The sequence below is a fragment of the Bacillus sp. z33 genome (assembly GCF_058313615.1).
The window spans coordinates 947,600-962,726 of record NZ_JBZFQN010000001.1; the positions used below are offsets into that span (position 1 = coordinate 947,600).

Consider the following 15,127-nt stretch of genomic DNA (forward strand, 5'->3'; position numbering starts at 1 on the left):
TTTCTTTTAAACTCTTATACGTATCTACTGCTTGTCCTACCACATAGGTAGAATTACCTAAGAAAAATTACATAGAAGACCCGGCTGGAACCAAATCTATCTCATGAATTTCCCCAAAAGAAAACAAGAGTCCGTAAATATATAAAAATACGGACTCTCCTTCCTTGTTTGCTTAACGGCGACGATTTAAAATATGACGGCCGTTTAATAAAAATTGGCTTCTGGATTGTTTCATTTTTTCTATTCTTTCCTCAGCCATACGGTCAGCAGCAACATAAGTTGGAATCCCGTCTCTCTTAGCAATCTCAATCACTTTTTCAATATTGTTGTAGATGCCTTCTACCTTTTTCATTGCCCGTTCCTGGTTATACCCATATAATTCATCCGCGACATTAATAACACCACCTGCATTAATGACGTAATCAGGAGCATAGACAATACCCATCTCATGAATAGCATCTCCGTGACGCGTTTCTTTTAATTGATTATTGGCTGCACCAGCAATTACTCGTGCCTTAATTTGCGAAATGGTTTCATCATTAATTGTCGCACCGAGCGCACATGGGGCATAAATATCACAATCAACACTGTAAATATCAGCAGGGTCCACTGCTTTTGCACCAAAATCCTCCACGGCTCGATTCACTGATTCTCTATTAATATCTGTCACTATCAATTGTGCACCCTCTTCATGAAGATGCTTGCAAAGATTGTAGGCTACATTTCCCACACCTTGAATAGCTATCACTTTTCCTTCCAGTGAATCGGATCCAAAAGCCTCTTTCGCCGCTGCCTTCATCCCCCTGTATACACCGTAAGCGGTTACAGGAGACGGGTTCCCTGATGAACCAAACGCAGGGGAGATTCCCGTTACATAATCTGTTTCCTCATGAATAATATCCATATCAGCTACTGTTGTCCCAACATCTTCTGCCGTAATGTATCTTCCATTCAATCCCTGAATATAACGTCCAAAAGCCCTGAACATTTCTTCATTCTTATCTTTACGCGGATCCCCGATAATGACTGTTTTACCTCCGCCAAGGTTCAGGCCTGCAGCGGCATTTTTGTACGTCATCCCCTTCGCCAATCGAAGAGCATCTTCTATCGCAGCTTCCTCCGTGTCGTAAGTCCACATTCTTGTACCGCCAAGTGCAGGGCCAAGGGTGGTATCATGTATGGCAATAATAGCTTTCAATCCAGATTGTTTATCCTGTACAAAAAGCAATTGTTCATAATCATACTGCTCCATATATTTAAAAATTTCCATTTTTTCTTTTCCCCTCTCTATTATCTATCCAAAGTTATATTTCACTAGTTTCTTTAACCTATTATGGAAAAAGAATGAAGCTGATTAGCTGGACTGATTAAACACACAGGTTCAACTAGAGGGACCAGACCGATTAAAGATTTACTGCACACCAAGGAATTATATGGACGACTCCTTACATCATCGTAAAATATGTAAAGATATCTATCCACTTTTATTGGCTTTTACAGATCATGATGTTTAATTGCTACAAACAACTAGGATTCATTTAAACCCATTCGAGATATTTTCTCCTCTATCCAGTGGCTGGTCTGTCCATTAACTATTAATGCAAGAATCGTGCCAAACTAACTTTTCTTGATTATCTAATCATTCAAATTATTTATCGCAATAAATCCATGCAAAAAATTGCATATACGCAAAGTTCAGCATGCAAATTTATACAAGATCAAACTTTTGTAATTTATAATAAAAATTACGAATCGATAAACCCAGATCACGGCTGGCGGCTGTTTTATTTCCATTATGCTTTTCTAATGTGCTCCTAATAATCCTTTTTTCCACTTCCTGCAATTGTTCTGCCAAACTTTGTTTCTCATTCAGGGGTACTCTATTTTCCATTATATTGGTTGAGGATACTTCATTCGTTTTCAATGATTTTTCTGGAAAATGTCTCTTTTGTATAATTTTCTCATGAACTTCCATAAAAATAATAGCCCGGCCCAATATATTTTCCAATTCCCTTACATTACCGGTCCAATCATATTCCTGTAGCATAATCAGTGCTTCACCACTTATGTCCTCAATATTACGACCATACTCCAAATTTAATTTTTTGATTAAGTGAGCGCATAATGGCGGAATGTCTTCCTTCCGTTCCTTTAATGGTTCAATAAAAATAGGCATTCTGTTAATGCGGTAATATAAATCCTCCCTAAAAGTTCCGTTCGCAATTGCCTTCTCAAGATTCACATTGGTCGCTGTTATGACACGGACATTTATTGATACAGGCTTTGTCCCTCCTACACGGACTATTTCATTCTCCTATAATACACGAAGCAGTTTTGCCTGCATATTTTGAGATAGCTCGCCAATCTCATCAAGAAATATGCTGCCATTATTCGCTTCCTCAAATAACCCGCGTTTTCCGCCTCTCTTAGCACCTGAAAAGGCTCCTTCTTCATAACCAAATAACTCACTTTCCAAAAGAGATTCCGATATTGCAGCACAATTTACACGAATGAATGTATTATATTTTCGATCACTTGCGTTATGGATTGCATGAGCAAACAGTTCCTTCCCAGTACCCGATTCACCTCTCAGCAATACAGTAACAGGCGTACGGGCGCATAAGCGCGCCTGTTCCATAGCCCATCTCATTTCTTTTGATTGGCCAATAATATCATCAAACGTATATTTTGCTTCCAGATTTCTTATGATTTGTCTTGCTCTTTTCAATTCCTGTGTTAAGCTTTGTATTTCAGAAAGGTCGTGGATGACACCAACACTCCCCCTTAAATCCCCATTTACCATGATTGGTGCCACATTGACCACAACATCCCGATTTGAAGACCCAACCTTCATTCGTACGCCACGAACTGGTTTTTTCGTCCTTAATACCTGCATATGCATACTTTTCCCCTCTGCAATGTCTGCCGTTGCAGGTTTACCGAGGACATCTTCTTTTGTTAATCCAGTGATTCGGGTATAGGCAGGATTAATTAAGATTCCTTTTCCATCCTCATCTACTACAGTTATCGCATCCTCACTCGAGTGAATAATCGCCTCAAGCATGTTTTGAATATGTTTTAAATTTGTAATTTCCTCTGCCAAACTTGTAAATTCAGTAATACCTTTAAATACAGCCAGAGCACCAAGTAAATCGCCTTTTTCATTAAATATAGGCATTCTTGTTGTAATGATATCTAAATCTTTCTCCAGGTGAGCCCGTTGATTGCTTTCTGTTTTTCCTGATATGAGGATATTAGGAAGACCAGAAGCAGGGATCACTTTATGTATGTGCTGCCCAATTGCTCTTTCCCTAGCTACACCAGTGATTGTTGCAGCAGCCTGATTATAAAAAATAACTCTCTCTTCCGGATTAATAAGTACCATGCCATTATCAGTTGCATTCAAAACTAATTCATGCAAATAAGCCTCTTCTTTCGATTTCTTAATCAGAATTTCTTTTTCCTGAATAAGGTTAGCTAACAGGAAGGCAATTTGTCCGTGAACCAAAAGAGTATTATTCCTTTTGTATCGGGCTATTTCTTGATAAACCTGCTCATTCCCTGTCACTTCAATAACAATATCAGGGTTACTATCTAAAAAACCGATCCAGTCACTGCCTGTTTTTATTTGTCTTTTCTTAGCCAATTGTAGGCCAGCGGCATCCTGATAACGGTCAACGACCCCAATTACCTGATAATCTTTTGAATCCAGCAAAATTTTTAATATAGATAACCCACCCATACCAGCACCAATGATCACGACTGTTTGCAAGGCGATTTCCTCCTTCCGAAGAGAGAGTTCAGAATCATGAAAATGTTTTCACGGTTTCTATTATCATAAGTGATTTGAATAAACTTGACAAATTTTCTATATTTTATAAAGTTGAAGGTAGAAAATACCTAATCAGGACGTGATGAATTGCAACGGATATTCGCCTTTGCGCTATTGTTAATACCAGGTCTTCTTACAGCACTTGGAATCAAATGGATGAGAGATATGATTTTTGGCAGACTCTCTCCTATGCTTCCTGCCCTCTGGCTTCAATTTTTACTGGGATTGCTATTATTTATTGGCGGACTTTCTTTTATTGCCGGATTCGTTTTTTACCGTGATCGAAAACGCAATAAAGTCCAGAAACGATTTAATGAAAAATCTGTACGTAAGTGAAGAATGGAGATACGTAAAAAAGACAGCACATAATGGGTGCCGTACCCCAAGAGTTAGAGTAAAAAAAACTAACTTTTAGGGGTCACTACCCATGAAGTGCTGTCTTTTTATTGGCCCTCTTCTACGTACCTTCTGTAAGCCTCTGCAACTTTACCTTTTAAGCATAAGTGTAGATAGGTGATTCTGTATCCTGCTTATAAGATATAACCCTCTAACCAAACATTTCACTTAACTAACAATTGCAATTATGCCCCCATATGTAAACCAAAAAATTGCTTATAGTTATTAAAACTGCTGAATCGACTGATATAACGTGCTTGACAAAGCCAAATCTCCTTTTAACTATAAAAAATAATAATATAGAAAAAAATAATAATAGCTATTATCGTCGAACTTATAAGTGTCAAAATGTACTGGTTTGATTCTTTTAAATACTTCCATTCCAGTATAGCCTGAAACCATGTTAACACTATCATAAATACAAACCAAAGCCATTTCAGTAATGATTCTGACTCCACTGCAAGCGCAATGAGATAGGCGACAAAAAAAAGAATAAGTAGGATCGTTCTTCCCCAATTATCAATGTTTTTACCAGGCGTTTCAGAAATGTCTTGTTTCTTTATACCGAGGAATTTTTGGGCGCTTTTTTCTACTAAAAATATTATTACAATGAGAACAACTAAAATTCCCAACCACTTCACAATTATCCCTCTCATTCATCAGATTATAAGTACTTTAATCTTTTATTCGGTGTGTACAACCACTAATCCTTCACAATCTTCCCACAACTTTTTGAGATTTTACGAATGTAAGAAATGGCATTCTTATCTACTAAATCTTTGTCCTTTTTAATAAAAAATTACCATTCAATAAATGGTATTAAAAATAATACTATTCCTATACACTTTCTGTATTCCTTGGCCTATTCCTCATTAACATTTACGATCTGCAATCTTTTAATAAAATAAAAGATTCTTAAAGAGGGCATATTTCTTTAAATCTAATACGTGAAAAAGGGGAGTCCGAGTCCGCGTATTATCTAAACTTATTAGAACAATGAGTAATAGCCGTCTTTCCTTGTTTTGGAATAAAATAAAAAAAGACTGGGTATAACCCCAGTCGGTGCTGTATCATTTCAATTTCATCATCTCTTTTTATTAATATTGGATAATTATCCCAACTTTTAAAATGAGGTAGATGAAATTATTGATATTGTTTTCTAATCTGAATGGCCGTGTCCGGATCATCCGTAATAAATGCAGTGCAGCCCACCTTAAACAATCGCTTCATATCGCCCTTGCGATTGACTGTATAAGGCCTGACAGCTATTCCTGCTTTCATGGATTCCTCAATGATTTCATTCGGAGCGGCCCTATATTTAGGATGAATTCCTTTTGCTTTTATCGAACTTGCATAAATCCAGGGCATAAATAGCCCATCCGAGTATAATGGTGCTGTTTCAATCTCAGGAGCTAAACGATGGCAATACACCATACTGTAATGATCAAACGAAGATAAAATCGTTCTTTTTTCCATACCATATTCCCGAATCATTTCGATTACTTTCTCTTCCATTCCCTGATAAGGAATTACCCCATTTTTTAATTCTATGTTCAATAGCAATTCATTCGTAGCTAACCAATCCATTACTTCACGAAGGGTTGGTATACTCGCAAATTCCACTGTTTTGGAGTTGTTGGCTGCATTGAACTTTTTAATCTCTTGAAGAGGAAAATCACGGACATATCCTTTTGAGTCCGTCGTACGGTCAACCGTTGCATCATGGATCACAACAAGCTCTCCATCGGCTGTTAATTGTACATCTAATTCAATTCCATCTGCGCCTGTATTGTAGGCTTCTATAAAAGAAATCATGGTGTTTTCAGGATATACGGCAGCATACCCTCTGTGTCCAAAAATTAATGTCAAGATTCATACCTCCGCTTCATACATATAGATACCTATTCCCTATAATAGTCTATTTAAAGCATTCATCTTCTAAGACAATATTCGGCAAGCTTACGTTCCAAATATTAAGAAATAGGGAAGGTTGTTGTTCATTAGTTATGAAGTTAATCGGCTGTATTAATTAATATTTGTATCAGACCAATAACACTGTTTGATGGCACAATATAATTAGGGGGGCATTCGGCTAAGAGACTAAGGCAAAAACTTTGCGGTTGACATATGCAAGTAATAATTCAGTAATTCGGGGCTGATGATAGGAAGATAAGAAGTATCCATGAGGATGTCATTTCACAGATACCTCTTTCATTATTATGAACTGGATAATCGTATATTATATTATAAAATAATCATACCTTACAAAATCCTGCCTCTCTCATATTAAAAATATAGAGGCATGAAAGCCATTAAGAAGCTTTATGCTCAAGGCGAAGTTTATCTGCGACCATTGCGATGAACTCACTATTTGTAGGTTTCGCTTTTGTCATGCTGACTGTATAACCGAATAATGAGGATATGGATTCAATATTGCCTCTGCTCCAAGCCACCTCAATCGCATGGCGGATGGCACGTTCCACACGGCTAGCAGTTGTGTTAAATTTTTTGGCGATATCCGGATAAAGGACTTTTGTAATCGAACCAAGCAGTTCAATGTCGTTATAAACCATAGAAATAGCTTCACGTAAATACATATAACCTTTAATATGCGCTGGTACACCAATCTCGTGAATGATACTGGTGATACTTGCATCCAGGTTAATAGGCTTTGATTCAGAAGGCTGACGTGGTGTATATGTGCTTGATCTTGCTATACCCGCACCCTTTTCACCTGTTTGTCTGATATGATTGACAAGATGATCCATATCAAATGGTTTAAGAATAAAATAGGATGCTCCCAGTTCAACCGCTTTTTTTGTAACATCTTCCTGGCCAAAAGCAGTTAACATGATGACATTTGGAACACTCGTTCCTTTTTGAGAATCCTTAATTCGCTCCAAAACGGCCAGACCATCCAAATGCGGCATAATGATATCAAGTACTAGAACATCTGGAGTTTGTTGTTCCAGCATACTTAAACAATCCTGTCCATTATGTGCAACTCCTATAATTTCCATATCCGGCTGTTCTGATATATACTCTTCCAATAAAGCGACAAGTTCACGATTGTCATCAACGATACATACTTTTATTTTTTTCAACCAGATATCCTCCTCAGACATTTCCTTTATTTTCTAACATTACTATTATTAATTCTAACTGAGAAATTCGACATTGCAATATAAAAAGCAGTGAAAAATTAAAAAATGCTTAAAATTATTTATTATTACAAGTTTTGCTCCTGATTCCTCTTTTTTTCGACTGTTTTCATCTTATGCTGCGGGTTTTTCCCGCAAATTGTCGAGACTTCTGTATTTTATTTTTATTACACTAAATAAGGAAAAGCAGGCTGAATTAACCTGCTTCTTGTTCCTGTTGATAGATATCAATTCCAGCTTCATTAAGCATCCATTCAATATGAACACCATACCCGCTTGTTGGATCATTGACAAAAACGTGTGTAACAGCACCAATAACCTTTCCATTTTGAATAATCGGGCTTCCGCTCATTCCTTGGACAATGCCGCCAGTCTTGCTTAATAATTCTTTATCCGTGACTTTAAGGACCATGCCTTTAGTAGCTGGAAACTTTTGTGGTATCGTACTGATTATTTCAATATCAAATTTCTCTACCTTATTTCCATCCACTACTGTATAGATTTCGGCTGGCCCTTCCTCCACTTCATTTGATAAAGCAATTGGCATTGGTGAATTATTTATTCCATTGTCCACTTGCCGATTTAGCCGTCCAAATATGCCAAATGGAGAGTTTCGGTTAATGTTCCCGATAATTTCCCGGTCAGCTGCAAAACGAGCTAACTTTTCACCAGGATTCCCATTGCTGCCTTTTTCAATTGAAGTAACAGTTGATTTTACAATCTGACCATCCTTCACTACAATTGGCTTTTTTGTATCCATATCTGAAATAACATGACCTAAAGCTCCATATTTTCTTGTTTGAGGATGGTAAAAGGTCATCGTACCAATACCTGCTGCTGAGTCCCGAATATAAAGACCCAATTTAAAAACCTTCTCATTCCTATCCTTTAAGGGAGATAATTGTTTAGTCAGCTTCACATTATCGCGAAATATATCCACAATTAATGGTTTATTATTCTTCTCAAATTCTTGAACAAAAGGGGAAACATCCTGCATCTTAGTAATCGATTTCCCATTGATGGCTGTAATAATATCACCAACTTGCACACCGGAAATTTCACCAGGTGAAAGATTACCTTTCTCCGTTGCTATTTGATGATGGCCAACTACAAGGACACCTAAAGTATTTAATTTAACACCAATTGATTGTCCTCCCGGTATCACTTTAAAATCCTGTAATACTTCAATATCAACTTTTTTAACAGGGATCCCCGCAATATTAAAAACAACTTGATTATTACCACTTTTGGAGCCCTTAATCCTTAGAGCTGTGGAACGATTTTCAATTAAAACCCCAGAGTTTGCAGAGACCACTTCTGCTTTTAAAAACTGACTTTTTTCAAATGATTTATTTTGACCTTCAAATAAGGTTAGTTTGGTGGGAATTTCAAAATATTTTTGCATTGGGTGGCTAAAAATAATGGCTAACAGCGAAACAAGGAGAAATACACCGAAATATTTTCTTGTTGAGATCGATTTCATCCATTCACTCTCCTCGTTTCTATGGCTACCCTTATAATTTTGCCGAGAGCGATTGACTTTATAACAAAAGAACAAAATAAAAAGCTACCCATAATGGATAGTAATAACAATGGTAAAATATTTACCTAAGATAACTTTAATAAGGCTACAATAAAATGAAAAAACTGAGGAGATTAATCCTCAGTTTGCTCCAATAGTGTATTTAATTTGATCAGCCGAATCCAGCATTTCTTTAACATGTTCTTCTGTTAAAGCTGTTAATTCTTTACCCGAAATCATACGACCTATTTCTTTTACACGTTCCTCTTTTTTGAGCGGTTTTACATTTGTTTTTGTTCGTCCTCCTGCAATCTCCTTAGAAATAAACAAATGGATGTCTGCCATTGCTGCCACTTGTGGCAAATGACTGATACATAAAACCTGTGAACCTTCCGAAACTCGATAAATCTTTTCAGCTATCGACTGTGCAACACGGCCGCTGACTCCTGTATCTACTTCATCGAAAATAATGGAAGTGATTCCCTGATGTTGAGAGAAAATATTCTTGATTGCCAGCATAATCCGTGACAATTCTCCACCTGAGGCAGTTTTGGAAAGCGGCTTAACAGGCTCACCAGGATTGGCAGAAATATAAAATTCCACTTGATCCAACCCATTCTCTCCTATTGTTTCGGAATGATTTTGCCCGGAGTGATGAAAATACACTTCAAATACAGCTTTATCCATATAAAGTTCTTTCAGTTCACGATGGATTGCATCTGTTAAAAGACATGCATACTTATGTCTCAACTCTGAAAGATTTTCACCTTCCAGAATAACTTCTTTCTCTAAAGCGGAAAGCTGGCTCTTTAATTTTTCGAGATGAGTCTCCCGATTTAAAATCGTGTCAATTTCCTCTTCAATTGCGGCACTGTACTCTAGTATATCCCGTATCGACTTACCATATTTACGTTTTAAATGATGTATTTCATTAAGCCTGGCATCAATATCATGAAGTCTTTCTGGATCAAATTCCAGCAAATCCAGTTGTGAGCGGATTAAAGTTTTTGCATCCTCGAGAATATAGAATGCATTTTTAACGGATTCAGATAACTCTTTATATTGTTCATCAAGATTTTCGATTCCTTCCAGGTCAGTCATCGCATTTCCAACCCAATCCAGTCCCCCATTTTCATTATTTAAGGACATATAAGAATTATGTAAACTTTGATGAACCTTTTCAAAGTTACTGAGTTTTTGCTTTTCTTCAACTAATCTCTCTTCCTCATCCAACTCGAGTTCAGCCTTTTGAATTTCCTCAAATTGAAATTGGATTAAATCAAGTCTATGAGCCATTTGCTGCTCATTTTCACTTAATTTCTTCATTTGTTGCCTTGTCTCATTATATTGTTTATAAAGCTTACGATATTCTGTCAGGGATTGTTTAATATCTCTTTCGCCAAATTGATCTAATAACGGAAGATGAAAATCTGGATCCATTAACTCTTGATGTTCATGCTGTCCATGGATATCAATTAATTTTCTCCCTACCTCTCTTAAGGTGGAGATTGTGACCATTTTCCCATTAATCCGGCATACACTTTTCCCTGAAGTATACATATCCCTTCTTATAATGATTGTATTTTCTTCCGTCTCGATGCCAAATTCCTTCGCTTTCTGTATGGCTGGATGCAAGTCGTTCGGGAGTTGAAACAAGCCTTCCAGTTCTGCTTTCTCTTCACCATGTCTAATAAATTCAGACGATCCGCGACCTCCGGCCAATAGTTGCACTGCATCGATAATAATGGACTTACCGGCACCTGTTTCACCGGTAAGTACAGTCAGTCCTTTATCCAATGAAAGTACCTGTGATTCTATGATGGCGAAATTACGTATGGAGAGTTCCAATAACATCTGTTCATCCCAACTTTCTTAAAGCATATCCAGAAAACGTTTTGATATGATTTCAGCATCTTTTGCATCTTTGCAAATAATTAAGCAAGTATCATCTCCACAAATCGTTCCAAGTATCTCTTCCCAATCGAGATTGTCCATTAAAACACCAATTGCCTGGGCATTACCAGGTAAAGTTTTCATGACTAATAAGTTATTGGCTGAGTCAATGCGCACAAACGCATCAACTAAAGCTCGTTTAAGTTTTTGCAAAGGGTTGAAACGCTGATCTGCCGGCAAACTGTATTTATAGCGGCCATCCTGCATTGGAACTTTTGCCAGGTGCAGTTCTTTTATGTCTCTTGACACAGTGGCCTGCGTAACATTTACCCCTTCCGCTCTTAAAATGTCCACTAAGTCATCTTGTGTTTCAATATTATTATTTGTAATTATTTCACGTATTTTTATATGTCTTTGTCCTTTATTCATTGACTGACACTCCTCAATATAATGCCTTCCATTCCTAATGTTAGCGGATTTTGTCGTAAATGTACATGTATTTTTATGCAAAGATTGCATAAGAAATAATCCCCCGAAGCAAAAGCTACCGAGGGATTAATTATTTTAATTCTCTTCACCTTTATTGGTTTTTAATGCTTTATGTGCCTCTTCCACAACTTGTTCAAGATTCACATCAACATCCTGTTTTGCACTGGAATTTTCTCCGGGCCAGTATAAATGGAATAAAAACTCAATATTGCCATCCCCGCCTGTTATGGGGCTAAAAGTGGCTTCCTTCAGAATAAAGCCTTCCTGAACAGCAAAATCCCTAATTTTTTCGACCACTTGAAGATGGACCTTTTTATCGCGTATGATCCCTTTTTTACCGACCTGATCGCGTCCAGCTTCAAATTGCGGTTTAACAAGACTGACAACATCACTGCCAGCTACCAGTATGCGTTTTAAAGCCGGTAAGATCAGCTTCAAAGATATGAAGGAAACATCAATAGTGGCGAATTCAGGTAACCCCTCTGTAAAATCTTCAGGTACGGAGTGGCGGAAATTTGTTCTTTCCATTACGACTACCCGAGGATCCTGTCGCAGTTTCCAAGCTAATTGATTATATCCGACATCTACAGCATACGATTTTCTTGCACCATTTTGAAGGGCACAATCTGTAAAGCCCCCTGTAGATGATCCAATATCAATCATCAGTTTGTCCTTAACGGAAATATTAAATGTCTCCATTGCCTTTTCTAGCTTATACCCGCCTCTTGATACATATGGCATTATCTCACCTTTTATCATCAGCGGTGCGTCTATTGCAATTTTTTCCCCAGCTTTGTCCATCCGCAAATCATTTGAATAAACAATTCCAGCCATCACAGCCCGTTTTGCCTTTTCTCTTGTTTCTGCTAATCCACGTTCAACCAACAATACATCAACACGTTCTTTTTTCATATTTAATACGCCTTTTTCGTTACTTTATAGGTCATCTTAGATAGTTTTTCTACAATACCATCTGCAGTTAGATCAATATCATCAAGCAATTTACCGACACTTCCGTGTTCTATAAATTCATCTGGGATTCCAATTCTTTCGATATATGCTTTATGGAAACCATTTTCCTCTGCAAACTCGAGTACTGCGCTGCCGAATCCTCCCTGCAGAACAGCTTCTTCTACTGTTAGAATTGGCAAATTAGAAGACATTAATTCGGAAAGCATCACTTCATCTAAAGGCTTTATAAAACGGGCATTCACAACCTTCACATGAATATTATCCTTATGAAGTCTTTCAGCCGCCTCCATTGCCATTGGAATAGTTGTACCAAATGTTAATATAACAGCATCATTTCCCTCGCGTAAAACTTCCCATGAACCAATCGGGATCGTTTTCAGTTCTTCATCCATTGGTACTCCCAATCCATTGCCTCTTGGAAAACGCATGGCAATTGGACCATCATTATATTGAATAGCTGTATTGACCATATGCTGCCCTTCATTTTCATCCTTAGGCATCATGATAACCATATTGGGCATTGGACGCAGGAAGGTGATATCAAACACACCTTGATGTGTTTCTCCATCAGCCCCCACCAATCCTGCCCGATCAATTCCAATAAAGACATTTAATTTTTGTCGGCATATATCATGAAGTACTTGGTCATATGCACGTTGCAAGAATGTAGAATAAATCGCTAAGAATGGTTTCATTCCCTGTGTTGCAAGTCCTGCAGCAACAGTAGTTGCATGCTGTTCCGCAATTCCCACATCAAACATTCGATCAGGGAATTCAGAAGCAAAACCGAGCAACTTCGAACCGACAGGCATTGCTGGAGTAATCGCTACAATACGCTCGTCCTCACGGGCTAATCTCCTAACTGTTTCACTGACAAGTGCACTCCATGCTGGTGGTGCATTCAATTCCTTGATTAAATCACCTGTCTCGATTTTATACGGACCCGTACCATGCCACGTACCAACCGCATCTGTTTCAGCAGGATTATAGCCTTTTCCTTTTTTCGTTATCACGTGCAAAAGAACAGGACCTTTTGTTTTTTTAGCATATTTAAGATTTTCAGACAGTTCTTCAAAGTCGTGTCCATCAACCGGACCTAAATATGTAAAGCCCAGTTCCTCAAAAAACATCCCGGAAACAACCAGATACTTCAAACTGTCTTTTATACGTTCAGCTGTATTGGCAAGTTTGCCACCCACAGCCGGAATTTTTTTAAGCAGTTGTTCAAGCTCGTCTTTAACGTAGTTGTATTTTCCTCCTGTTCTCATTCTTCCTAGAATAGAATGAAGGGCACCTACGTTGGGAGCAATGGACATTTCGTTATCGTTAAGGACAACAATCATATCCTTTTTCTCATGTCCTATATGGTTTAATGCTTCTAGGGCCATACCACCTGTTAAAGCACCATCACCTATAATAGGGACGATAAAGCTTTTTTCTTTTTTGAGATCACGGGCGATTGCCATGCCCATTGCAGCTGATAATGATGTTGAACTGTGCCCGGTTTCCCAAACATCATGCTCACTTTCATTCATCTTTGGAAACCCGCAAAGTCCTTTATATTGACGGAGAGTTTCAAACTGGCATGCTCGACCCGTCAATATTTTATGAACATAAGACTGATGTCCTACATCCCATAAAAATTTATCCTGGGGACTATTAAACTCCTTATGTAAAGCGAGTGTTAATTCCACTACACCCAAGTTGGGGCCAATGTGTCCGCCAGTAACAGATAGTTTTTTTATTAAGAATTCTCTTATATCCTGTGACAAAGACTCCAATTCCGTATTGGACATCTTTTTAAGAAAAGAGGGGTCTTTTATGGATAATAAATCCATCAGGATCACTCACTTTCATTTCGTTTTCTTTTGGGACGCTTGGGTCGCTTTCCCTTATTTTCTTTTATTATAACAATTTGGAAATGTTTCTCAAGGAAGTACAATAATTTGCCCACTGCAAATATAATATCCTTTGAATAGCGGATTGCAAGGGTTTTCCCCATTGCTTTACCGCCTACTGTTAAAGCAGCGATTAAACTAGTAAGAATAATCGAGCCAACGTTTTCAGTTAAGGAGGCTTCTTCCCAGTTAAAGCTAATTGATAATTGCACAATCACGATCGCAGTCGCTGTCCCACTCACGATTCCCGAAATATCCCCAATGACATCATTACAGAAGCTTGCAAATCGATCGGCATTTCGAATAATGCTTATGGAATGTTTCGCACCTTGAATTCGATTGGAAGCCATTGCATGAAATGGGACTTCATCAGCAGCAGTAGCTGCAATACCAATCATATCAAAGAAGATACCAATAAGTACAATGCTAAGAACAATCGCTATGCCACTTACCCATCCAACTCCATTTAAAGCAATAGTAGAAATGACAGTAAAAATAGCCGCAAGGAGAAACGTAATAACAGTTATGATCATCGTCCATCTCGCTGATTGTTTCAATATTTTTTTCATATAATGTATGTCAACCCATCCTATATGCAAAATAAAGCCTGCCAGCAGCAAGCTTTTTCAAAGAATTGTATATGAGTGGTCATATATGAAGTTAATTTTACGGCTTAGGTCCAGTAGGATTTCCCAGCCAGTTACCGAATGTCGCCATATCGGCGGTTTCCCTTTAAACCTGACTCAATTGCGTTTCCGTCAATTGGACTGGATTGCCACTTAGTCCGTACCTTAATCCTTCCTATATGTCATTGAACAGTCTAGGGGATTTCCCCGACAGCCCTTAACCGATTCCTTAGCCTCTTTTGCAAAACCGATTTCATGCGATGGCAGTAGATATATCAATGGCCAACTGATGTATAGACGCCCTTATCACAATCCCCTCAAATTTCACTCAAGGCAGG

The 15,127-nt window shown here is 37.9% G+C and carries 11 protein-coding genes and 1 pseudogene; 1 reads left to right on the forward strand and 11 read right to left on the reverse strand.

The annotated features are described in order from the left end of the window. Positions 1-172: 172 nt before the first annotated feature. Entirely contained in the window at positions 173-1,270 is a 1,098-nt protein-coding gene (gene bcd / locus AC4G3L_RS04420; protein WP_491075756.1) for a branched-chain amino acid dehydrogenase, read from the reverse strand. Positions 1,271-1,708: 438 nt separating this feature from the next. Beyond that, positions 1,709-3,772 (reverse strand): annotated as a pseudogene (locus AC4G3L_RS04425) (sigma-54 interaction domain-containing protein). Between the two features lie 147 nt (positions 3,773-3,919). Between AC4G3L_RS04425 and AC4G3L_RS04430 the strand changes: the two are divergent. Further along, positions 3,920-4,168 (forward strand): DUF2627 family protein, encoded by a 249-nt coding sequence (locus tag AC4G3L_RS04430; RefSeq protein WP_491075757.1) that lies wholly within the window; start codon positions 3,920-3,922, stop codon positions 4,166-4,168. A 338-nt stretch (positions 4,169-4,506) separates the two neighbouring features. Here the strand turns inward: AC4G3L_RS04430 and AC4G3L_RS04435 are convergent, their stop codons facing one another. The 9 genes from AC4G3L_RS04435 to AC4G3L_RS04475 all read right to left on the reverse strand — a co-directional run bounded on the left by AC4G3L_RS04435 (position 4,507) and on the right by AC4G3L_RS04475 (position 14,732). Then, positions 4,507-4,869: a DUF4181 domain-containing protein gene (locus AC4G3L_RS04435; RefSeq protein WP_491075758.1), complete on the reverse strand. Its 363-nt coding sequence runs from the start codon at positions 4,867-4,869 to the stop codon at positions 4,507-4,509. Positions 4,870-5,371: 502 nt separating this feature from the next. Beyond that, positions 5,372-6,097: a glycerophosphodiester phosphodiesterase gene (locus AC4G3L_RS04440; protein WP_491075759.1), complete on the reverse strand. Its 726-nt coding sequence runs from the start codon at positions 6,095-6,097 to the stop codon at positions 5,372-5,374. Between the two features lie 443 nt (positions 6,098-6,540). Beyond that, positions 6,541-7,332 carry a sporulation transcription factor Spo0A gene (gene spo0A, locus AC4G3L_RS04445; RefSeq protein WP_491075760.1) on the reverse strand — a complete coding sequence of 264 codons (792 nt, stop codon included), beginning with the start codon at positions 7,330-7,332 and terminating at the stop codon, positions 6,541-6,543. 253 nt (positions 7,333-7,585) lie between these two features. Beyond that, the gene (gene spoIVB / locus AC4G3L_RS04450) at positions 7,586-8,872 is read right to left on the reverse strand and encodes a SpoIVB peptidase (RefSeq protein ID WP_491075761.1); all 1,287 of its coding nucleotides are present in this window, start codon (positions 8,870-8,872) and stop codon (positions 7,586-7,588) included. 180 nt (positions 8,873-9,052) lie between these two features. After that, positions 9,053-10,765: a DNA repair protein RecN gene (gene recN, locus AC4G3L_RS04455; protein WP_491075762.1), complete on the reverse strand. Its 1,713-nt coding sequence runs from the start codon at positions 10,763-10,765 to the stop codon at positions 9,053-9,055. A gap of 18 nt (positions 10,766-10,783) precedes the next feature. Then, positions 10,784-11,233, reverse strand: coding sequence for a transcriptional regulator AhrC/ArgR (gene ahrC / locus AC4G3L_RS04460; protein ID WP_491075763.1), 450 nt, complete (start codon positions 11,231-11,233; stop codon positions 10,784-10,786). 135 nt (positions 11,234-11,368) lie between these two features. Next, entirely contained in the window at positions 11,369-12,205 is an 837-nt protein-coding gene (locus tag AC4G3L_RS04465; RefSeq protein ID WP_491075764.1) for a TlyA family RNA methyltransferase, read from the reverse strand. A 2-nt stretch (positions 12,206-12,207) separates the two neighbouring features. Next, positions 12,208-14,103 carry a 1-deoxy-D-xylulose-5-phosphate synthase gene (dxs, locus tag AC4G3L_RS04470; RefSeq protein ID WP_491075765.1) on the reverse strand — a complete coding sequence of 632 codons (1,896 nt, stop codon included), beginning with the start codon at positions 14,101-14,103 and terminating at the stop codon, positions 12,208-12,210. A gap of 5 nt (positions 14,104-14,108) precedes the next feature. Then, on the reverse strand, positions 14,109-14,732 hold the full coding sequence (locus AC4G3L_RS04475) for a hypothetical protein (RefSeq protein ID WP_491075766.1): 624 nt from the start codon (positions 14,730-14,732) through the stop codon (positions 14,109-14,111). Positions 14,733-15,127 lie beyond the last annotated feature (395 nt).